The following is a 19957-nucleotide window of genomic DNA, read 5'->3' as shown; positions in this document are numbered from 1 at the left end:
CATGCCCGCGAAGCAGGCGACGCGGTGGACCGTGCTGGAAGCGCTGGACAGCGGCAAGCCGGTCAGCGAGTGCCAGAACGACACTGCACGAACCCCCGCACGCCTGAGTGATCTGTATGGTTAGCGCCAGGCAAAAGCTGATTTTCGGAGACAAGCATGCTGCGTATTTTTGAACGATGGCTCGACCCCTTCCCCCCTGACGAGATACCACCGCCACCGGTTGGCCTGTTGCGCTTCATGTGGGCCTGCACCCGGGGCGCGCGCGGCTACATCCTGGCGCTTGCGCTGCTCAGTGCCGGGGTATCGATCTACGAAGCCTGGCTGTTCGCCTTCCTCGGCCAGGTCGTGGACCTGCTTTCGGCCTGGCAGGCCGGCGGGGCCGTCGGCCCTGAAGAAACCCGGGTGCTGTGGGGTATCGGCGTGGTCCTGCTGGTCAGCATCGGGTTGGTGGCGCTGCGCACCATGCTTCAGCACCAGGTACTGGCGATCAATTTGCCGCTGCGCCTGCGTTGGGACTTTCACCGGCTGATGCTGCGCCAGAGCCTGTCGTTCTTTTCTGACGAGTTTTCCGGCCGGGTCACCACCAAGGTGATGCAGACGGCGCTGGCGGTACGCGATGTGTTGTTCACCCTCATCGAGATCCTGCCCGGGATCGGTGTGTACTTCATCGCGATCATTGCCCTGGCCGGTGGCTTTGCCCTGAAACTGATACTGCCATTCATTGCCTGGGTCGTGCTGTTCGGCCTGGCCATGCTGTATTTCGTGCCACGCCTGGGCAAGGTCGGCCAGGAGCAGGCCAACGCCCGATCATCGATGACCGGGCGGGTTTCTGACGCCTACACCAACATCACCACGGTGAAACTGTTCTCGCACGCCAACCGCGAAGCGCACTTCGCGCGCGCGGCCATGGAGGACTTCAAGCAGACCGGTTTTCGCCAGATGCGTCTGGTCAGCCAGTTCGAAATCGTCAACCAGGCGCTGGTGGTGGGCTTGATCATTGCTGCCGGTGGCTATGCGCTGTGGCTGTGGCACCAGGGCCAGGTCGGCACCGGGGCGGTGGCGGCGATCACCGCCATGGCCTTGCGTATCAACGGCATGTCGCACTGGATCATGTGGGAGATAACCTCGCTGTTCGAAAACATCGGCACCGTGCAGGACGGCATGGCCACTCTCACCCGCGGCCCCAAGGTAACGGATGCGCCCGGCGCTGCCGAGCTGGTAACCAAGGGGGGCGCGGTGAGTTTCGACAAGGTCGGCTTCAACTACAACGGCGAGCGTCAGGTACTCGACGACCTGAGCCTGCACATCCGCCCGGGCGAAAAAGTCGGTTTGGTCGGCCGCTCCGGCGCTGGCAAGTCCACCTTGATCAACCTGCTGCTGCGCTTCTACGACGTGGACCGTGGAGAAATCCGCATCGACGGGCAGAACGTGGCCAAGGTCACCCAGGACAGCCTGCGCAGCGCCATCGGCATGGTCACCCAGGACACCTCGCTGCTGCACCGCTCGATTCGCGACAACATCGCCTATGGCCGCCCAGATGCCACCGAAGCGCAGATCCGCGCCGCTGCGGCCAATGCCCAGGCCGATGGTTTCATCAGCCAGCTCAGCGACCGCCAGGGCAACACCGGTTACGACACTTTGGTGGGAGAGCGCGGCATCAAGCTGTCTGGTGGCCAGCGCCAGCGCATCGCCATTGCCCGGGTGATGCTGAAGAACGCGCCGATCCTGCTGCTGGACGAAGCCACCAGTGCGCTGGACTCGGAAGTGGAAGTGGCCATTCAGGAAAGCCTGGATGAAATGATGCAAGGCAAGACCGTCATCGCCATCGCCCACCGGTTGTCGACGATTGCGGCCATGGACCGGCTGATCGTGATGGATGAAGGGCGCATCATCGAACAAGGCACCCATGCGCAACTGCTGGCGAAGAATGGTACTTATGCGCGGTTGTGGCAGCACCAGAGCGGCGGGTTCCTGGGTGAGGACCAGGGCGTGGCCGAGGCGATGGAGTAGGCAGGAGGTGGGATCAGGCACCGCGTTGGATTCTTCGCGGGCACGCCCGCTCCCACACGGTACGCGGACCGCTTGCGTACTGAGTTCTCCGGGCCTGCAGCTCAACCAAACACATGCGAAGGCCGGCGTAGCACCGGGTCGAACGGGTTGACCCGCTCGCCAATCGCCGCCGCCTCGCGCTTGAGCAGCGCCACCACGGTCGGCATGCGGTTGGGCCCCAGGCGGTCGCTGATGGTCGCCACGCTCAGGGCCGCCACCGCATGGCCGTTACGATCGAGGATCGGCACCGCCAGGCCGGCCATGCCATCGAGCACTCCGGTATTGCGCCCGGCATAGCCGAGGCTGCGCACATTGTCGATTTCGGCGCGCAGCATGACTTCGTCGTAATGGTGGAAATCCTTCAGCCGCGGCAGGTTGTAGCGGATCACCTCGTCGCGCTCCTCCTCCGGCAGGAAGGCCAGGATTGCCAGGCTGCCCTGCCCCACCCCCAAGGCCACACGGCCGCCAATATCGCCGGTGAAGGTACGGATCGGGTATGGCCCTTCGCTGCGGTCCAGGCACACCGCATCGAACCCCGAGCGCGCCAGCAGGAACAGCGAATCGCCCAGCGAGGCCGACAACCGCAGCAGGCTGGGGCGCACCACATCGCGCAGGTTGCCGACTTGCCCGGCCTTGGCCGCCAAGGCAAAAAAATCCAGGCTCAGCCGGTAGCGCTTGCTGGTCGCGCACTGATCGACCATGCCTTCTTCAATCAGGCTGCGCAGCAGGCGGTGGGTTGTGGGTTGCGCCAGGCCAACCCGCTGCGCCAGCTGGCTGACCTTCTCGCCCTCGCCGCCGCATTCTCCCAGCGCACGCAACACGGCGAACAAACGCGACACCGCACTGACACCTACTTCCTTGGCCTGCTCATTTCGCTTATCGGAATCCATTTTTCGTCAAACCCTTAAAAATTCCATTCAGTGGAATAATTTCAAAATAGCTGTCACCCAGTGAAATTACCCTTTGTCGCCATCCTAATCATTGCCCTACTCTCCGGTCCATAGGGCGATATCACAACATCGGCCGCCGCCACAGAAGCGAGCGCCAACGTCCGTAAAAGCATTGCTTTTCGCCGCTGGCGCTCTGCCCACCCTGAAACTGCCGGTTGACCCCGGTTCCGTTTGCGATGGAGCACAGCCATGACCTTTCTGTTGATCGACAAGCTTTGCAAGCGCTATGGCGCCACGGAGGCAGTGGCCAGCTCGTCACTGGCCATCGAGAAAGGCGAGTTCGTCTCCCTGCTTGGCCCTTCGGGCTGCGGCAAGACCACCACCCTGCAAATGATTGCCGGCTTCGTCGAGGTCACCAGCGGCCGCATTGTCCTCGACGGCCGCGACATCACCCACGCCAAGCCGGCCAGCCGAGGCCTGGGCGTGGTGTTCCAGAGCTACGCGCTGTTCCCGCACATGACCGTGCGCGACAACGTCGCCTTTGGCCTGCGCATGCGCAAGGTGGCCAACGCCGACATCGCCCGCAGGGTCGACCAGGCCCTGGCGCTGGTGCGTCTGGACAAGCATGCCGAGCGCTACCCGCGCGAACTCTCCGGCGGCCAGCGTCAGCGGGTGGCCCTGGCCCGCGCACTGGTGATCGAACCGCCGGTACTGCTACTGGACGAACCGCTGTCCAACCTGGACGCCCACCTGCGTGAAGAAATGCAGTTCGAGATCTGTCGCATCCAGAACGAGGTCGGCATTACCACCTTGATGGTCACCCACGACCAGGCCGAGGCCTTGTCGATCAGCGACCGGGTGGTGGTGATGGAGGCCGGGCGCATCACCCAGGTAGATGACCCCTACCGCCTCTACGAACACCCGGGTACGCCCTTCATTTCCGACTTTGTCGGCAAGGCCAACCGCCTGCGCGGCGTAACCGGCCCCGGCGGGCAACCGCAGGCGAATGCCCAGGGCCCGCTGACCCTCAGCCTGCGCCCGGAAAAAATCAGCCTCGGCCCGGCCGGTAGCGGCAAGCTCGCAGGCCGCATCAGCTGCCGCTACTTCCTCGGCAGCCAGTGGCTGTATCGGGTCGACACCGCTCTGGGCAACCTGGCCGTGGTGCGTGCCAACGACGGCAACACACCGCTGGATGAAGGCACACAGGTCGGCCTGGACTGGAACGATGCCCTGCTGCGGGTACTGAACGCTGGCGAGGTGGCGGCATGAGCGCGGCAAAACTGCGCAGCAGCGCCTGGGGCTACGGCCTCAGCATGCCGGCGCTGCTGTTGTTCCTGGCCTTGCTGGTGGTGCCACTGGGGCTGACCGTGCTGCTGTCGTTCAACGCGTTCGACTACAGCAGCGGCATCCAGGCCGGCCAGTACACCCTCGGCCATTACCTGAGCCTGGTGACCGACACCTACTACTACGAGATCTTCTTCCGCACCTTCTGGATCAGCGCCCTGGTCACCCTGCTTTGCGTGCTGATCGGCATCCCCGAGGCCTTGGTGCTCAGCCGCATGGGCGCGCCGTGGCGCTCGATCTTCCTGATCCTGGTGCTGACCCCGCTGCTGATTTCGGTGGTAGTGCGGGCCTTCGGCTGGAGCCTGCTGCTGGGCGCCGACGGCCTGGTCAACCAGGGCATCACTGCCCTCGGCGGGCAGCCGGTGAAGCTGCTGTATACGCCCTTTGCGGTGATCATCGGCCTGGTCCACGTGATGCTGCCGTTCATGATCATCCCGGTGTGGACCTCGCTGCAGAAGCTCGACCCGGCTGCCGAGCAAGCCGCGCTGTCACTGGGTGCCAGCCAGTGGACGGTGTTCCGCCGCATCGTGCTGCCACAGATCATGCCCGGCGTGCTGTCGGGCACGCTGATCGTGTTCGGCCTGGCCGCCAGTTCGTTCGCCATCCCCGGTCTGCTGGGCGGGCGCCGGCTGAAGATGGTCGCCACCATGATCTACGACCAGTACCTGGCCGAACTGAACTGGCCGATGGGTGCCACCATCGCCGTGGCCCTGCTGCTGATCAACCTGCTGGTGATGCTCAGTTGGAACCGGCTGGTCGAACGCCGCTACAAACGCGCACTTGGAGTCTGAACCGATGACCCGTAACGGCCCGCTGGCCCTTTCCTTTCACGCCCTGGTGATGCTGTTCATGCTCGCCCCGCTGGTGGTGGTGTGCCTGGTGGCATTCACCCCGGAAAACACCCTGAGCCTGCCCACCGCCGGCTTCTCGCTGCGCTGGTTCAGCGCCGTGTTCGAGCGTGCCGATTTCCTCGATGCGTTCTACAACAGCCTGAAACTCGCGGCCCTGGCTGCCTCGCTGGCCACTTTGATCGCCGTGCCGGCGGGCCTGGCGATCACCCGCTACAGCTTCCCCGGCCAAGGCTTTCTCAACGGCCTGCTGCTGTCGCCGATCATCATCCCGCACCTGGTGCTGGGTGTGGCCTTGCTGCGGCTGTTCGCCTTGCTGGGGGTCAATGGCAGCTTCGCCTGGCTGGTGTTCGCCCATGTCGTGGTGATCACCCCTTACGTGCTGCGCCTGGTACTGGCTGCAGCCATCGGTATCGATCGCAGCGCCGAGCAGGCCGCGCAAAGCCTGGGTGCTGGCCGGGTCACGCTGTTCTGCAAGGTCACCCTGCCGATGATCCTGCCCGGTGTGGCCGGCGGCTGGCTGCTGGCGTTCATCAACAGCTTCGACGAAGTGACCCTGTCGATCTTCGTCACCTCGCCTGCCACCCAGACCCTGCCAGTGCGCATGTACGTATACGCCACCGAATCCATCGACCCGATGATGGCCGCCGTCTCGGCGCTGGTGATCGCCGTCACCGCCCTGACCATGGTCGCCCTGGACCGCGTATATGGCCTGGACCGCGTGCTGGTGGGCAAGCAATGACAAGGAATGCCCCCATGCCTCTGTTCAAGCGCGTGGCCGAACACGACCGCGAGCCTGTGCCCTTCCTGCTCGACGGCCAACCGGCCAGAGGCATGAGCGGCGATACCCTGCTGACTGCCATCCTGACCAATGCCGGGCACCTGCGCGGCAGCGACTTCAGCGCCGAACCACGCGCCGGCTTCTGCCTGATGGGCGCCTGCCAGGACTGCTGGGTACGCCTGCAGGATGGCCGCCGGGTACGCGCCTGCTCGACCTTTCTGGAACCGGGCCAGTGCGTGACCCGCGACCCGGGGCGTCAGCCATGAGTGCGATCGTGATCATCGGTGCCGGCCCGGCCGGCATCCGCGCCGCGCAAACCCTGGTAGCCCACGGCCTGCGCCCGGTGCTGCTGGACGAAGCCAGCCGCGGCGGCGGGCAGATCTACCGCCAGCAGCCGGCCAACTTTCGCCGCTCGGCCAAAGCGTTGTACGGCTTCGAGGCAGGAAAGGCGCAAGCCGTGCACGCCACCCTCGAGCAACTGCGCGGGCAGGTCGACTACCGCCCGGACACCCTGGTATGGAACGCCGAGCAGCAAGTGCTGGACACCTTGCAACAGGGCCAACTGGCCGACCGCCTGGCGTTCGACCGGGTGATCGTCGCCACCGGTGCCACCGACCGGGTGTTGCCGATACCCGGCTGGACCCTTCCTGGGGTCTATACCTTGGGCGCTGCGCAAATCGCCCTGAAGTTCCAGGGCTGCGCGATCGGTGAACGGGTGGTGCTGGCCGGCAGCGGGCCGCTGCTGTACCTGGTGGCCTACCAGTACGCCAAGGCCGGTGCCACGGTCAGCGCGGTGCTCGACACCTCACCGTTCAGCGCCCAGGTGCGTGCCCTGCCACGCCTGCTTCTGCAACCGGGCACCTTTGCCAAGGGCCTGTACTACCGAGCCTGGCTGGCCCGCAAGGGTGTGCCGGTGCACCAGGGCGTGACCCTGCTGGGTATCGACGGCGAGCAACGCGCCAGCGGTGTGCGCTGGCTGCACAATGGCCAGCAACACGACCTGCCGTGCGACGCCGTGGCATTCGCCCACGCCCTGCGCAGTGAAACCCAACTGGCCGACCTGCTGGGTTGCCAGTTCGCCTGGAGCGCGCTCAACCGCGCCTGGCTACCGGTACGTGACGCCCAGGGCCGGGCCACCAGCCCCGGCGTGTACCTGGCAGGCGACGGTGCCGGCATCCTCGGTGCCGACGGTGCCGAGATGAGCGGTGAACTGGCCGCCCTGACACTGCTGGCCGACCTCGGCAAGCCCGGCAACCCGCAGCGCCAGCAGCAACTGGAAAGGCGCCTGGCCACCTTGCAGCGCTTCCGCCAAGGGCTGGAGCAGGCCTTTCCATTTCCCGAGCAGTGGGCCCGCCAAGCCCCGGACCATCTCACCGTGTGCCGCTGCGAACAGATCAGCGCCGGGGAAATCCGCGCCACCGTGCGTGCCGGGCACTGGGAAATCAACCGGGTCAAGGCCATGTGCCGAGTCGGCATGGGCCGCTGCCAGGGCCGAGTGTGCGGTGCCGCTGCCGCCGAGTTGATCGCCTGCGAAAGTGGTCGGGCCATTGACCAGGTAGGGCGCCTGCGTGGCCAGGCACCGGTCAAGCCCCTGCCCTTTGGCCTGGAGATAAAACCATGAAGTTGATCGAAGTGGACGCCATCATCGTCGGCGGCGGCATCATCGGCAGCAGCGCGGCCTTGACCCTGGCCCGCGCTGGTCGGCAAGTGGCATTGCTGGAACGCGACTTCTGCGGCTCGCACTCCAGCGGGGTGAACTACGGCGGTGTGCGCCGCCAGGGCCGCTCGTTGGCCCAGCTGCCGTTGTCGATGCGCGCCCATGCCATCTGGGGGAATCTGCGCGATTGGATCGGCATCGATGGCGAATACGCCCGCAGCGGCCACCTGAAGCTGGCCCGCAGCGAAACCGACTTCGATGCCTTGAAGGCCTATGCCCGGCGTACCCAGGCTTTTGACCTTCGCCTGCAACTGCTTGAACGACGCGAACTGCGCCAGCGCTTCCCCTGGGTGGGCGATATCGCTGTCGGCGCCTCGTACTGCCCCGAGGACGGCCATGCCAACCCACGGCTGGTGTCACCGGCCTTCGCCCAGGCGGCCAGACGCAGCGGCGCCCAGGTGCATGAGCAGTGCAAAGTGCTGGAGGTGGGGCACGACGGCCACCGTTTCAGCGTAAGCACCAGCAGCGGCCAAGGCTTCAAGGCGCCCTGGCTGTTGAATTGCGCCGGCGCCTGGTCGGCGCAACTGGCCGAGCAGTTCGGCGAGCCGGTGCCGCTGACCGCGGCCCACCCCGCCATGCTGGTGACCGAGCCGCTGCCGCTGTTCATGACCGCCAGCACCGGGGTCGAAGGCGGCGGCATCTACGCCCGCCAGGTGGCGCGTGGCAACTGCGTGCTGGGCGGCGGGCGCGGTTTTGCCCTTACCCCGACCACCGCACGCCCGGGCCAGGCCGCAGTGCTCGACATCCTGCGCAATGCCACCGAGCTGTACCCGGCACTGGCCGGCGCCCAGGCCATTCGCACCTGGAGCGGCACCGAAGGCTACCTGCCCGATGACGAACCGGTGCTCGGCCCCAGCCTGCACCAGCCCGGCCTGCTGCATGGTTTCGGCTTTGCCGGTGCCGGCTTCCAGATAGGCCCGGCTGCCGGTGAAGCGTTGGCGCAATGCATCCTGCACGGCGCGCCGGCACTCAGCCTTGCGGCTTTTTCCATCAACCGCTTTCAGCCCAACCACCACAAGGAAAACCTGTCATGACGCACAAGCAACGTTTGCTCGCCCTGTTCTGCACCGTGCCCGGCCTGTTCGCCTGCCTGCCCGCCATGGCCCAACCCACGCTTTACCTGGGCATGAACGGCGGCACCATGGAACGGCTGTTCAGCGACAATATCCTGCCAAAGTTCGAGCAGGCCAACGGCGTGAAGGTGGTGATTGTCCCCGGCACCTCGGCCGACATCCTGGCCAAGGTCCAGGCCACGCCGAACAAGCCGTCGATCCATGTGATGGTGCTGGATGACGGCATCATGTACCGCGCCATCGGCATGGGCCTGTGCAGCACACTCAAACCCAACCCGACCTTGGCCCAGTTGCCGGAAAAGGCCCTGATCAAGGACAAGGCCGCCGCAGTCAGCCTGGGCGTGACCGGGCTTGCCTACAACAGCCGCCTGTTCAAGGCCAATGGCTGGGCAGCGCCCACCTCCTGGAACGACCTGGCCGACCCGCGCTTCAAGGACAAGGTGGTGTTCCAGTCGATGGCATCGTCCACCTTCGGCCTGCATGGTTTCCTGATGTACAACCGCCTGCACGGCGGCAGCGATACCGATGTCAACCCGGGCTTCACGGCCTGGCAGAAGAACGTGGGCCCGAACGTGCTGGAGTACATCCCCAATTCGGCCAAGCTCTCGGAAATGGTGCAAACCGACGAAGCCGCGCTGTTCCCGCTCACCCCCACCCAGGTGACGGCGCTGAAGCTCAAAGGCATCCCGGTGGAGTACGCCGCGCCCAAGGAAGGTGCCGTGGTGCTCAACCAGGCCGAATGCGTCACGGCCAACAACGACCAGCCGGAGCTTGCGCAGAAGCTCGCCGAGTTCCTGCTCAGCCCCGAGGCGCAGTCGCCGGCCCTGGAGCTGGGTGACCAGATCCCGTCCAACCCCAACACACCTACCAGTGACAAGACCCGTGGCCAGGTCGAAGCCATGCAGACCTACCTGCAGACTGCCGTGACCATCGACTGGGACCAGGTCAACACCCAGCGCCCCGAATGGAACGCGCGCTGGAACCGCCAGATCGAGCGATAAGCCGAGGGCCTGGGCCGCTCCCGCCCCTTTGGGCTGCGCTGTCGGTCCGCGTACCCTGTGGGAGCGGCTTTAGCCGCGAAGAATCCAGCGCAGTGCATGGCACCGGCTGCGCCGGTGTTCGCGGCTGAAGCCGCTCCCACAGGGTCCCGGCTAGCTCAATGAATCATGTTCAGTTCTATGAGATCGAGTTTCCCGCGAAGAAGGCAACACACCTCCAAACCCTGACACCTCAATCCAGCACCGGCCGCAACAACGCCTGGGCCTCGTACAGGGTCGGCAGATACCGCAAGCGTATTTCATCCACACTCAACCGCGAAGCATGGGTGGTGATGGTCAACGTCGCTTTCAGCCGGCCAGCCCGGTCCAGCAGTGGCACACCCAGCACGCGCATGCCGATTTCATACTCCTGGTCCACGATACAGAACCCCTGCTCCTTCACCCGCAGCAACTCCGCCTCCAGCTGTAACCGGTCCGTCTGCGTATAAGGCGTCAACCCTCGCAGCGGGTTACGCGCAAAGTAGGCATCCCGCTCCCCCTCATCCAGCCAGGCCAGCCAGACGCGCCCGCCGGCGGTGCAATACATCGGCACCCGCGAACCCGGCCGGATCGACAACGAGGCCACATGGCTGTAGCGGCTACGTACCAGGTGGATGATCTCGTCACCATCACGGGTACCTACCGACACATGCTCCTGGGTCTGCCGCGCCACCTGCTCGACGATCGGCCGCAGCATGCGCGGCAGTTGTGCCGAGTCCACATACGCCTGGCCAAGGCGCAGCGCCTTGGGCGTAAGCCAGTACTCACGGCTGTCGGTTTCGGCAAACCCTTCGTGCACCAAGGTCAACAGAAACCGCCGCGCGGCACTGGGGGTAAGGCCAGACAACCTGGCCGCCTGCGGCACGCTAAGGCGCGGCTGCTCGGCGCTGAACAGCTGCATGAGCGCCAGGCCCTTCTGCAAGCCGGCGATCAGGTCACGGGGGTGGATAGCGGGGGTGTTCATCTATTCGACTCGCAAGCAGGGCAAATACAGCCGATTACCGCGATAACCGGATCAGTGATGCGATTATCGCATTAAACGCCCGATCAACGCATTGTTGCCCACGCCCCCTTGCCTCACCCTTGGCCTGCATAACAACGCCAATAAGGAGGTCAGCATGATTCGTGGTTCCACTGAACTGGTCGCCATCGTCGGTTCGCCCATTGCCCAGGTGAAGTCCCCCGAAAACTTCAACACCTGGTTCGCCAACAACAACTGCAACCTCGCCATGCTGCCCATCGATCTGCATGAGGCCGCGCTGGATACCTTCGCCGGCACCCTGCGCGGCTGGCAGAACCTGCGCGGTTGCGTGGTCACCGTGCCGTACAAGCAGGCCCTGGCCAGCCGCCTTGATAGCCTGAGCGAGCGCGCAGCCGCGCTGGGCTCGGTCAATGTGATTCGCCGAGAGCGTGACGGGCGACTGCTGGGCGACAACGTGGACGGTGCCGGCTTCCTCGGTGCTGCGCGCAAACATGGCTTCGAGCCGGCCGGCAAGCGTGCGTTGGTAATCGGTTGCGGCGGGGTCGGCAGTGCCATTGCCTATGCACTGGGCGAGGCCGGCATCGCCAGCGTCACCCTCAGCGACCCCAGCACAGCGCGCATGGGCGCTGTGTGCGAGCTGCTCGGCAATGCCTTCCCCACGGTCGAAATCGCCACCCGGGTCGACGGGCTGGAAGGCTTCGACCTGTTGGTCAACGCCTCCCCTGTCGGCATGGGCGGTAGCGCGGAGCTGCCACTGCCTGCCGCCCTGCTCGCCACCTTGCAACCCGAAACCCTGGTCGCCGATGTGGTCACCTCGCCCGAGATCACCCCGCTGCTGAACCGGGCACGCCAGGTTGGCTGCGCGGTCCAGACCGGCCCGGAAATGGCCTTCGCCCAACTCGGCCACCTGGGCGCCTTCATGGGCGTCACGCCGCTGGAGATCTGAAGCCATGCCGACACATGAACATACGCAACACAACTTTGACCTGGTCGTGCTGGGCAGCGGCGCCGGTGGCCTTACCGCTGCCGCCACCGCCGCCCGCCGGGGGCTGAAAGTGCTGGTGGTGGAAAAGGCCGAGCACTTTGGCGGTACCTCGGCAATTTCCGGTGGGGCGGTGTGGCTCTATGGTACTGATCAAGCCCGCGCCGCTGGTGCGGTGGATTCCCCCGAGGCCATTCGCACCTACCTCAGGCAGGTCATCGGCGACGGCTATGCCCCCGCGCTGGTCGACGCCTTCATCGAGCATGGCCACCAGGCGCTGCGCTGGCTGGAGCAGAACACCGAACTGCGCTACGCCCTGCGCCCGCATTCGCCGGACTACTACCCGGACGCCCCCGGTGCCACCCAGTTTGGCCGGGCGCTGGAGATGGTCGAGTACGACGGCAGGCAGCTCGGCTCGCACTTCAAGGACCTGCAGATGCCGCCGCCCGGCATGTTGCTGTTCGGCGGCATGATGGTCAACCGCGTGGATATCCAGCACTTTCTCAGTATTCGCCGCTCGCCCCGGTCGCTGTGGCATTGCCTCAAGCTGATGGCGCGTTACGCGCGGGACCGCCTGCATCATCCGCGTGGCACCCGCCTTACCACCGGCAACGCCTTGATCGCCCGCCTGGCCAGCAGCGCCTTCGCCCATGGCACGCAGCTGTGGTTGCGCAGCGAAGCCCTGGAGCTGATCGTCGAACGCGGCGTGGTCACCGGCGTGGTGGTGCAACGCGAAGGGCGCCGTGAACGGGTGCTGGCCCGGGGCGGTGTGGTGTGCGCCATGGGCGGGTTCGCTGCAGGCGCGCTCGCCGACAGCTACCGGCCGGCCCGGCAGGCGCCGCACCTGACCATGTCACCGCCCACAAATGACGGCGCTGCCCTGCGCCTTGGCCAAGCCGTGGCCGCTGCCCAGGGTGAGGGCCTGGTGGCCAACTTCTTCTGGGCACCGGTTTCGGAACTGCGCCATGCCAGTGGCGAGCGTGAGCGCTTCCCGCACCTGGTCACCGACCGCGCCAAGCCAGGGGTGATCGCGGTGGGCCCGGACGGGCGACGCTTCGTCAACGAGTCCGATTCCTACCACCACTTCGTGCAGACCATGTTCGCCAAAGGCATCGCCAGCTGCTGGCTGGTCTGCGATGCCGAAGCGATGAACCGCTACGGCCTGGGCCTGGCGCGGCCAAAGCCGGTGGACAACCAGGCGTTGATCCATGCCGGCTACCTGCACCGCGCCGCAACAGCGCAGGCACTGGCCAAGACCATTGGTGTCGACCCACAGGTATTCATGCAGACCCTGGAGCAGTTCAACGCCGACGCCCGCAACGGCATCGACCGCGCGTTCGGCAAAGGCGGCAACAGCTACAACCGCTACATGGGCGACCCGCAACACACGCCCAACCCATGCCTGGCGCCGCTGACCAGCGGCCCGTTCTACGCCATCCGCATCCACACCGGCGACCTTGGCTCAGCCCGCGGCCTGGTGACCAACGCCCAGGCCAACGTGCTGAACCGCGATGGCCAGCCGATTGCCGGGCTGTATGCAGTCGGCAACGACATGAACTCGCTGATGAAAGGCACCTACCCCGGCCCCGGTATCACCCTGGGCCCTGCCCTCACCTTCGGCTGGCTCGCTGCCAACCACATCGCCGCGCGCCTGCAGGCGCCAACCACCCAAATGGAGACCCCAGCATGTACTACGAACTGAGAACCTACACCCTCGACCCACTGAAAATGGCCGACTGGCTGAGCCTGTACCAAAGCCACGCGCTGGAGGTGCAAAGCGAGCATCTCGGTAACCTGGTCGGCTTTTTCACCAGCGAGTTCGGCGAGGTCAACCAGGTGGTGCATATCTGGGGCTATGCCAGCCTCGACGAACGCATGGCACGCCGCGCAGCCATGGCAGCGGACCCCCGTTGGGCAGAGTTCTCAAGGCGCAACCGCGAGCTGGGCGCGGTACTGCATTTGCAGTCGCGAATGCTGCGGCCCACCGGTTTTTCGCCGCTGCAGTAAAACCTTCCTCCAACGCCTGAGCGGAACCCCACCATGCAACCCCTCGAATGTGACGTACTCGTCATCGGCTCCGGTGCCTCTGGCCTGGCTGCCGCCGTTACTGCCGCCCATCACGGCCTGCAGGTGATCGTCGCGGAAAAAGCCAGCCAACTGGGCGGCACCAGCGCCTGGTCGGGGGGCTGGCTGTGGATACCGCGCAACCCGCTGGCCATTGCCGAAGGCATCGTCGAGACCGACGATGCCCCGGAGCGCTACCTGCGCGCGCAAACCCATGTCAGCGAACTGGACCCGCGCCAGCGCGCCTTCCTGCACCATGGCCCGGAGATGGTGGCGTTCTTCCAGCAACACACCGCCGTGCAGTTCCAGTGCGGCAGCCGCATGCCCGACATGCGCGAGGGCGATGGCAGCACGCGCGGTGGTCGTTCGCTGTGCGCCCTGCCATACGACGGGCGCCTGCTCGGGCCCTGGCTGCACAAGCTGCGCCCACCGCTGGACATCGTCAGCCTGGCCGGCATGGGCATTGCCGGCGGCGCCGACATGGCCGCCTTCTTCAACGCCACACGCTCGCCCACGGCCGCGCTGCATGTGGGCAAACGCCTGCTGCGCCATGGCCGCGACCTGCTGCTGCACCGCCGCAGCCTGCAACTGGTCAATGGCAACGCCCTGGTGGCACGGCTGCTGCGCAGCGCCCTGGACCTTGGCGTGACGCTACTGACCGACAAGCCGGCCAGCCGCCTGCTGGGCGAAGGCCGGGTCAGCGGCGCACAGTTTGCCGACGGCCAGATGATCCACGCCCGCCGCGGTGTGGTGCTGGCCTGCGGTGGCTTTGCACATGATCGCCAGCGCATCGCGCACCTGATGCCGCATGCGCCGGACGGTACCCAGCATTACTCCGCAGCCCCCAGGGAAAACAGCGGCGACGGCCTGCGCCTGGGCGAACAGGCCGGTGGCATGGTCCAGGCGACTGCGACCCATGCAGGTGCCTGGGCACCTGTGTCGCGGGTGCCGCGCAGCGATGGCAGTTTCGGCCATTTCCCGCACTTGATCGATCGCGCCAAGCCCGGCTTCATCGCCGTGCGCGGCGATGGCCGGCGCTTCGTCAACGAGGCCGATTGCTACCACGACTTCATGAACGCACTGTTCGCCGCCACGCCGCAGGGTGAAGCGCCGGAAGCCTGGCTGATCTGCGACCATGCCGCGCAACGTCGCTATGGTATCGGCTGGGCCAAGCCCTTCCCTTTCCCCACCCGTCACTATCAACGCTGCGGTTACCTGCACAGCGGTCGCACGCTGGAGGAACTGGCGCAGCGCTGCGGGATCGACGTCGAGCAGTTGCAGCGCACGGTGGACGGCTTCAACCGCCATGCAACCCGGGGTGAAGACCCGCTATTCCAGCGCGGTGTATCGGCCTACAACCGGGCGCAGGGCGAGCCGTCGCAAGCCCCCAATCCGTCGCTGCGGCCACTGCTGCACGGGCCGTTCCACGCAGTGAAACTGTTGCCGGGCAGCCTGGGTACCTTCGCCGGCCTGGGCACGGATGCCTCGGCCCGGGTACTGGACCGCAATGCGCGGCCGATCCCCGGGCTGTATGCGGTGGGCAACGACATGCACAGCGTGATGGGCGGGCACTACCCGAGTGGCGGTATCACACTGGGGCCGGGGATGACATTCGGTTATCTGGCTGGTAGAGCGTTGAGTACCTTGACCACCTGAAATCACGTTGCCCCTTGCCTCGCACGCAGGCCCAACGCAACCGTTCGGTAACCGAACACTAGCCCCTCCCTTTAATTGACGCTGCCGCCTTCACTGCTCACCATGCACCGGCCTTGCGTGCCCCCTGCCTGGGAACCGGTCACGTACTTGCAGCACCGCAGCTGAATACAATTTCAAGAATCGAGCAGTTTATGAACCACTCCAAGATCACCCCCGCCGCCCCCCGGATGCCCCAGGGTTCGATCGGCGACAAGCTTCGCGGCGCCTTCGGCGTCGGCAAGACCCGTTGGGGCATGCTCGCCCTGGTGTTCTTCGCCACCACCCTGAACTACATCGACCGTGCCGCGCTCGGCATCATGCAGCCCGTCCTGGCCAAGGAAATGAGCTGGACGGCGATGGACTACGCCAACATCAACTTCTGGTTTCAGGTCGGCTACGCGGTCGGCTTCCTGCTGCAGGGCCGGCTGATCGACAAGGTCGGGGTGAAGCGCGCGTTCTTCTTCGCCGTGCTGCTGTGGAGCCTGGCCACCGGCGCTCACGGCCTGGCCACCTCGGCCGCTGGCTTCATGGTCTGCCGCTTCATCCTCGGCCTGACCGAGGCCGCCAACTACCCGGCCTGCGTGAAGACCGTGCGCCTGTGGTTCCCGGCTGGCGAGCGGGCCATCGCCACCGGCCTGTTCAATGCCGGCACCAACGTCGGCGCCATGGTCACACCGGCCCTGCTGCCGATGATTCTGGCCGTGTGGGGCTGGCAGGCCGCGTTCATCGCCATGGGCAGCCTGGGCCTGGTGTGGGTGGTGCTGTGGGTGTTGAAGTACTACAACCCTGAAGATCACCCGCGCGTGCGCCAGAGCGAGGTGGAGTACATCCAGCAGGATGACGAGCCCGAGCCAACCCGCGTGCCGTTCAGCCGTATCCTGCGCCTGCGTGGCACCTGGGCCTTCGCGGTGGCCTACGCGATTACCGCACCGGTGTTCTGGTTCTACCTGTACTGGCTGCCACCGTTCCTCAACCAGCAATACAGCCTGGGCATCAACGTGACCCAGATGGGCATCCCGCTGATCATCATCTGGCTGACGGCGGACTTCGGCAGCATCGGCGGCGGCATCCTGTCTTCCTGGCTGATCGGCCGTGGCGTGCGCGCGACCACCGCGCGGCTGGTGTCGATGCTGATCTTCGCCTGCACCATGGTCAGCGTCACCTTTGCCGCCAACGCCAGTGGCCTGTGGGTCGCGGTGGCGGCCATCTCGCTGGCGGTGGGCGCGCATCAGGCATGGACGGCGAATATCTGGAGCCTGGTGATGGACTACACGCCCAAGCACCTGGTGAGTACGGTGTTCGGTTTCGGCAGCATGTGCGCGGCGATTGGCGGGATGTTCATGACGCAGATCGTCGGTAGCGTGCTGACCGCTACCAATAACAACTATGCCGTTTTGTTCACCATGATCCCGGCGATGTACTTCCTGGCGCTGGTGTGGATGTACTTCATGGCACCACGCAAGATCGAGAGCGCCTGAACGCGCTGACCATTTTCCTCTACGGGCCCTTGCGGGCCCTTTTTTTGGCCAGTCAGCAAACAGTAATTTGCCTGCCCGGCCTCATCGCCGGCAAGCCAGCTCCCACAGGTACAGCGTTGCTCTCGAGGTTGTCGCTGTACCTGTGGGAGCGGGCGTGCCCGCGAACACGGGCGGTAGCCCGTGCCATGCGCCGCGCGCTGTCAATCAGACTCTGGCCAACACTGCCATGGCCTTCTCCAGCGCCATGCGCGCACGCTGTTCGCCGCTCATGCCCTGTTCCAGCAACTGCCGTGTGGGGATCTCCAGGCTCAACGGCACACTTGGCGGCAAACCGCGCAGCAGGCCGACCAGATCGGCATCGCCCTCGCCCGGGAAGCGCCGCTCGTTGCGTGCCTGGCGCAGGATCTCGTCCATCTCGGCCGGCACCGGGCCGGCAACGTCGCACAGCTGGGCATAGCGCATGCGCTGCGGTGCCAGTTGCGCCAGATCGTCCAGCGAAGAACCGGAGCGGTTGAAGTGGAAGGCATCCACCAGCACACAGCCATTGGCGCGGTCGGCGTTGGCCACCACCCGCATGGCCTGGCGCAGGTCACGCACATCAGTCCAGGGCATGAACTCCAGGTGCGGATGAATGCCATACCCCGCCGCCAGGTCACACAACGCAGCAAAGCGCTCGGTCAGCCGCGCTTCATCCGGGTCGTTGCCAGCCACCAGCAGCTCCGTGCCGCCCAGCTCGGCGCCCACCGCCAGGATCGGCTCGAAATCGGCGACACAGGTTTCCGGCTTAAGCCTCAGGATCTCCAGGTCGAGCACCTTGATGCCCGTATCGCGCAGGCGCGCCTGGGTCTGCCGGCGCAGGCCGGCATCGGCCACCAGCGGGAAATGCTGCTCCTGCTCGGTGGCGGGCACCAGGCGCAGGCCAACGTGGCTGTAACCGGCGCGGGCTGCTGCCTCGACCATGTCCGGCGGGGACAGCTCGAGTACCGTCAGGGCCGCCAGGGAGAAAATTCGTTCAGTCATTATCGTCACCCGACAATTCAAGCAATGTGCTCGGGCGCACAGGCCCGGCCAGTTTCCGCGGCCTGGCGGATCGCCTCGATCAGCGCCAGGGTACGGCCACCATCGGCGGCATCGATCAGTGGCGCCTGCTCACCCCGGGCAACCCGCACGAAGTGTTGCAACTGCAAGGTCAATGCCTCGCCGGCGGGGATGCTTTCCTCGCTCTGCAACAACGGCGTGTGCCAGCCCGACCCGACCTCGGCGTAGTGCCAGCGCTTGAGTTGCGGAATGCTCAGGGCCCCCTGGGTGCCGGCCAGCAGGTAGCACGGTTGGCCATCCTGGCGCGGGTAGACCGGGCTTTCGCCGGAGTCCAGCTCCCAGCTCCACGGCGCGGCCACCGCGTCGGAGCCAGTCAGGCTGCCCAATGCTCCATTGGCGAACTGCAGTAGCACCGCGGCGCTGTCCTCGTTGGCAAAACCGCGCACATCGTTGCGGGTGAATGCCTGCACCTGTACCACCTCGCCGCACAGGTGGCGCAGCAGGTCGAGGTCATGGATCAGGTTGGTCAGCAGGAAGCCAGCGCCCGGCTCGCGGCGCCAGGGGGTGTCGAAATAGCTGTCGGGCTTTTGCAACTGCCACAGCGCGGTGACGTTGATCAGTCGGCCCAGCTTGCCGTCGGCAATCACCTGGTGAGCCTTGGCGATCAGCGGGTTATGCCGGCGGTGATGGCCGACCAGCACCGGCACATCGTGGCGGCGCGAGGCTTCCACCAGCGCGCGGACTTCATCCAGGTGCACGCCCACCGGTTTTTCGACCAGCACCGGTACACCGGCCTCGACGCAGCCCAGGGCGGTGGCGACATGCAGGTTGTTCGGGTTGGCGACGATCACTGCCTCGGGGCGCGCGTGCTCCAGCATCTGGCGGTGGTCGGCAAAACAGGGCACGCCGCATTCGGCGGCAAAGGCCTCGGCCTGCGGGCCCGGGTCGGCCACAGCGCACAGCTGGGCCTGCGGCACATTCAGCAAATGCTGGTAATGCTGGCGGCCCATGCTGCCGGCGCCGATCAAGGCAATACGAAGGGGTGCGTTCAACAGCCTGTCCTCTTGTCATTGTTGTCATGCGGATTCCGGAATCTGATTCCACAATCCACATTCGACAATTTAGAACCAGGTTCAGCTTTTAAGAAGAAGCCGCAGGACAGAGTGTGCGGTAATCGACCGGAAATGCACCTTCAAGCGAACAACTCACTGGCCCGGCTGGCCGCCGACAGTTCCTCTGCCGCCGCCAGCAACAGCGGCGCCAGTTCTGCCATGCGGCTTTGCGCCAGGCGCGCACTGGGCCCGGCGATGCTCAGCACACCGATCACCTCGTCACTTTGCGGGCGGCGCACCACCGCAGCCAGGGCCGAGGTGCCAATGGCCGAGGTTTCCTCGACCCAGGCATAACCGCGCTCGCGAGCGCGGCGCAGGTAGGTGAGCAACTCGTCGGTGGAGCGTGGTGCATTCGGGCCGAACTGCGCCGGGTCGGCAATGCCCTGGCGCAATACCATCTGCAGCGCCTGCTCATCGTCCAGGCTGGCCAGCCAGGCATGCCCGGACGCGGTATAGAACAGCGGTGCGTCGCGGCCCATGTCCGGGTCGTAGCGCAGCCCGGAGCGGGCGCCCTGGGACTTGGCGATCCAGGTCTGGCGAGCACCGTCGATCACGCCAAGGCGCACCAGTTCGCCGCTGTCCTGGGCCAGGCGGTCGAGAATCGGCTGAATGATGTCGGCACCGCTGCTGGCAAGATAACGGAAGCCCAGCGCCACCAGCTTGGCCGACAGCTGGTAGCGGCTGTTGTCCCGGTTCTGCCGCACATAGCCCAGCCGCACCAGCTCGGTGAGCATGCGATGGGTGGCGCTCTTGGGGATGTCCAGGCGCTCGGCCAGGGTTTGCAACGGCAGCCCTTGCGGTTCACCGGTAAGGCTTTCTACAAGACTGAAGGCGCGTTCGATCTGACTACCAGCCATGACACAGGTC

The 19957-nt window shown here is 65.7% G+C and carries 19 protein-coding genes; 14 read left to right on the top strand and 5 right to left on the bottom strand.

The window, feature by feature from the left end; translation table 11 throughout:
* Position 1: 1 nt before the first annotated feature.
* Entirely contained in the window at positions 2-124 is a 123-nt protein-coding gene (locus tag ABNP31_RS10515) for a hypothetical protein (RefSeq protein ID WP_256578927.1), read from the top strand.
* Positions 125-156: 32 nt separating this feature from the next.
* Positions 157-2010: an ABC transporter ATP-binding protein gene (locus ABNP31_RS10510; protein WP_350013286.1), complete on the top strand. Its 1854-nt coding sequence runs from the start codon at positions 157-159 to the stop codon at positions 2008-2010.
* Between the two features lie 101 nt (positions 2011-2111).
* Here ABNP31_RS10510 and ABNP31_RS10505 read toward each other — a convergent pair whose 3' ends face one another.
* The gene (locus ABNP31_RS10505) at positions 2112-2939 is read right to left on the bottom strand and encodes an IclR family transcriptional regulator (protein ID WP_350013285.1); all 828 of its coding nucleotides are present in this window, start codon (positions 2937-2939) and stop codon (positions 2112-2114) included.
* A gap of 249 nt (positions 2940-3188) precedes the next feature.
* On the opposite strand from ABNP31_RS10505, the gene ABNP31_RS10500 reads away from it, so the two are divergent.
* The 7 genes from ABNP31_RS10500 to ABNP31_RS10470 are packed head-to-tail and all read left to right on the top strand — an operon-like array spanning position 3189 to position 9703.
* Positions 3189-4208 carry an ABC transporter ATP-binding protein gene (locus ABNP31_RS10500; RefSeq protein ID WP_085663317.1) on the top strand — a complete coding sequence of 340 codons (1020 nt, stop codon included), beginning with the start codon at positions 3189-3191 and terminating at the stop codon, positions 4206-4208.
* Entirely contained in the window at positions 4205-5074 is an 870-nt protein-coding gene (locus tag ABNP31_RS10495; protein WP_075045581.1) for an ABC transporter permease, read from the top strand. Before ABNP31_RS10500 ends, ABNP31_RS10495 begins: the two co-directional genes overlap by 4 nt.
* A gap of 4 nt (positions 5075-5078) precedes the next feature.
* Positions 5079-5873: an ABC transporter permease gene (locus ABNP31_RS10490; protein ID WP_025339622.1), complete on the top strand. Its 795-nt coding sequence runs from the start codon at positions 5079-5081 to the stop codon at positions 5871-5873.
* A 14-nt stretch (positions 5874-5887) separates the two neighbouring features.
* The gene (locus tag ABNP31_RS10485) at positions 5888-6178 is read left to right on the top strand and encodes a (2Fe-2S)-binding protein (RefSeq protein WP_025339623.1); all 291 of its coding nucleotides are present in this window, start codon (positions 5888-5890) and stop codon (positions 6176-6178) included.
* A complete protein-coding gene (locus ABNP31_RS10480) occupies positions 6175-7533 on the top strand; it encodes an NAD(P)/FAD-dependent oxidoreductase (RefSeq protein WP_085663315.1) in 1359 nt (452 codons plus the stop codon). The genes ABNP31_RS10485 and ABNP31_RS10480 overlap by 4 nt, the downstream gene beginning before the upstream one ends.
* The gene (locus ABNP31_RS10475; protein ID WP_075045584.1) at positions 7530-8663 is read left to right on the top strand and encodes an NAD(P)/FAD-dependent oxidoreductase; all 1134 of its coding nucleotides are present in this window, start codon (positions 7530-7532) and stop codon (positions 8661-8663) included. The genes ABNP31_RS10480 and ABNP31_RS10475 overlap by 4 nt, the downstream gene beginning before the upstream one ends.
* Positions 8660-9703 (top strand): ABC transporter substrate-binding protein, encoded by a 1044-nt coding sequence (locus ABNP31_RS10470; protein WP_013972112.1) that lies wholly within the window; start codon positions 8660-8662, stop codon positions 9701-9703. Before ABNP31_RS10475 ends, ABNP31_RS10470 begins: the two co-directional genes overlap by 4 nt.
* 229 nt (positions 9704-9932) lie before the next feature.
* Here ABNP31_RS10470 and ABNP31_RS10465 read toward each other — a convergent pair whose 3' ends face one another.
* On the bottom strand, positions 9933-10703 hold the full coding sequence (locus ABNP31_RS10465) for an IclR family transcriptional regulator (RefSeq protein WP_025339626.1): 771 nt from the start codon (positions 10701-10703) through the stop codon (positions 9933-9935).
* Between the two features lie 154 nt (positions 10704-10857).
* On the opposite strand from ABNP31_RS10465, the gene ABNP31_RS10460 reads away from it, so the two are divergent.
* From ABNP31_RS10460 to ABNP31_RS10440, 5 genes are all read left to right on the top strand, one after another.
* Complete coding sequence (locus ABNP31_RS10460; protein WP_350013284.1) at positions 10858-11667, top strand: shikimate dehydrogenase family protein; 810 nt, start codon at positions 10858-10860, stop codon at positions 11665-11667.
* 4 nt (positions 11668-11671) lie between these two features.
* Positions 11672-13405, top strand: coding sequence for an FAD-dependent oxidoreductase (locus ABNP31_RS10455; RefSeq protein ID WP_102083881.1), 1734 nt, complete (start codon positions 11672-11674; stop codon positions 13403-13405).
* On the top strand, positions 13390-13710 hold the full coding sequence (locus tag ABNP31_RS10450) for an NIPSNAP family protein (protein WP_025339629.1): 321 nt from the start codon (positions 13390-13392) through the stop codon (positions 13708-13710). Before ABNP31_RS10455 ends, ABNP31_RS10450 begins: the two co-directional genes overlap by 16 nt.
* Positions 13711-13743: 33 nt before the next feature.
* Positions 13744-15423, top strand: a complete 1680-nt coding sequence (locus tag ABNP31_RS10445; protein WP_350013283.1) for an FAD-dependent oxidoreductase — start codon at positions 13744-13746, stop codon at positions 15421-15423.
* 191 nt (positions 15424-15614) lie between these two features.
* Positions 15615-16940, top strand: a complete 1326-nt coding sequence (locus ABNP31_RS10440; RefSeq protein ID WP_015269991.1) for an MFS transporter — start codon at positions 15615-15617, stop codon at positions 16938-16940.
* Positions 16941-17144: 204 nt separating this feature from the next.
* Here ABNP31_RS10440 and ABNP31_RS10435 read toward each other — a convergent pair whose 3' ends face one another.
* The 3 genes from ABNP31_RS10435 to ABNP31_RS10425 form a co-directional block, all read right to left on the bottom strand.
* Positions 17145-17960: a sugar phosphate isomerase/epimerase family protein gene (locus tag ABNP31_RS10435; RefSeq protein WP_054571863.1), complete on the bottom strand. Its 816-nt coding sequence runs from the start codon at positions 17958-17960 to the stop codon at positions 17145-17147.
* 17 nt (positions 17961-17977) lie between these two features.
* Positions 17978-19030, bottom strand: coding sequence for a Gfo/Idh/MocA family protein (locus tag ABNP31_RS10430; protein WP_015269989.1), 1053 nt, complete (start codon positions 19028-19030; stop codon positions 17978-17980).
* A 140-nt stretch (positions 19031-19170) separates the two neighbouring features.
* Positions 19171-19947, bottom strand: a complete 777-nt coding sequence (locus ABNP31_RS10425) for an IclR family transcriptional regulator (protein ID WP_015269988.1) — start codon at positions 19945-19947, stop codon at positions 19171-19173.
* Positions 19948-19957 lie beyond the last annotated feature (10 nt).

It is taken from the genome of Pseudomonas asiatica (genome assembly GCF_040214835.1).
Lineage (GTDB): Bacteria > Pseudomonadota > Gammaproteobacteria > Pseudomonadales > Pseudomonadaceae > Aquipseudomonas > Aquipseudomonas putida_Z.
Note: the sequence above shows the minus strand (reverse complement) of the source record. Positions and strands in the feature narration are given on the sequence as shown.

What these genes read in the sequence shown, in the direction of transcription:
- ABNP31_RS10515 (WP_256578927.1), top strand. Translation starts at nt 2, where the DNA reads ATGCCCGCGAAGCAGGCGACGCGGTGGACCGTGCTGGAAGCGCTGGAC.
- ABNP31_RS10510 (WP_350013286.1), top strand. Translation starts at nt 157, where the DNA reads ATGCTGCGTATTTTTGAACGATGGCTCGACCCCTTCCCCCCTGACGAG.
- ABNP31_RS10505 (WP_350013285.1), bottom strand. Translation starts at nt 2,939, where the DNA reads ATGGATTCCGATAAGCGAAATGAGCAGGCCAAGGAAGTAGGTGTCAGT.
- ABNP31_RS10500 (WP_085663317.1), top strand. Translation starts at nt 3,189, where the DNA reads ATGACCTTTCTGTTGATCGACAAGCTTTGCAAGCGCTATGGCGCCACG.
- ABNP31_RS10495 (WP_075045581.1), top strand. Translation starts at nt 4,205, where the DNA reads ATGAGCGCGGCAAAACTGCGCAGCAGCGCCTGGGGCTACGGCCTCAGC.
- ABNP31_RS10490 (WP_025339622.1), top strand. Translation starts at nt 5,079, where the DNA reads ATGACCCGTAACGGCCCGCTGGCCCTTTCCTTTCACGCCCTGGTGATG.
- ABNP31_RS10485 (WP_025339623.1), top strand. Translation starts at nt 5,888, where the DNA reads ATGCCTCTGTTCAAGCGCGTGGCCGAACACGACCGCGAGCCTGTGCCC.
- ABNP31_RS10480 (WP_085663315.1), top strand. Translation starts at nt 6,175, where the DNA reads ATGAGTGCGATCGTGATCATCGGTGCCGGCCCGGCCGGCATCCGCGCC.
- ABNP31_RS10475 (WP_075045584.1), top strand. Translation starts at nt 7,530, where the DNA reads ATGAAGTTGATCGAAGTGGACGCCATCATCGTCGGCGGCGGCATCATC.
- ABNP31_RS10470 (WP_013972112.1), top strand. Translation starts at nt 8,660, where the DNA reads ATGACGCACAAGCAACGTTTGCTCGCCCTGTTCTGCACCGTGCCCGGC.
- ABNP31_RS10465 (WP_025339626.1), bottom strand. Translation starts at nt 10,703, where the DNA reads ATGAACACCCCCGCTATCCACCCCCGTGACCTGATCGCCGGCTTGCAG.
- ABNP31_RS10460 (WP_350013284.1), top strand. Translation starts at nt 10,858, where the DNA reads ATGATTCGTGGTTCCACTGAACTGGTCGCCATCGTCGGTTCGCCCATT.
- ABNP31_RS10455 (WP_102083881.1), top strand. Translation starts at nt 11,672, where the DNA reads ATGCCGACACATGAACATACGCAACACAACTTTGACCTGGTCGTGCTG.
- ABNP31_RS10450 (WP_025339629.1), top strand. Translation starts at nt 13,390, where the DNA reads ATGTACTACGAACTGAGAACCTACACCCTCGACCCACTGAAAATGGCC.
- ABNP31_RS10445 (WP_350013283.1), top strand. Translation starts at nt 13,744, where the DNA reads ATGCAACCCCTCGAATGTGACGTACTCGTCATCGGCTCCGGTGCCTCT.
- ABNP31_RS10440 (WP_015269991.1), top strand. Translation starts at nt 15,615, where the DNA reads ATGAACCACTCCAAGATCACCCCCGCCGCCCCCCGGATGCCCCAGGGT.
- ABNP31_RS10435 (WP_054571863.1), bottom strand. Translation starts at nt 17,960, where the DNA reads ATGACTGAACGAATTTTCTCCCTGGCGGCCCTGACGGTACTCGAGCTG.
- ABNP31_RS10425 (WP_015269988.1), bottom strand. Translation starts at nt 19,947, where the DNA reads ATGGCTGGTAGTCAGATCGAACGCGCCTTCAGTCTTGTAGAAAGCCTT.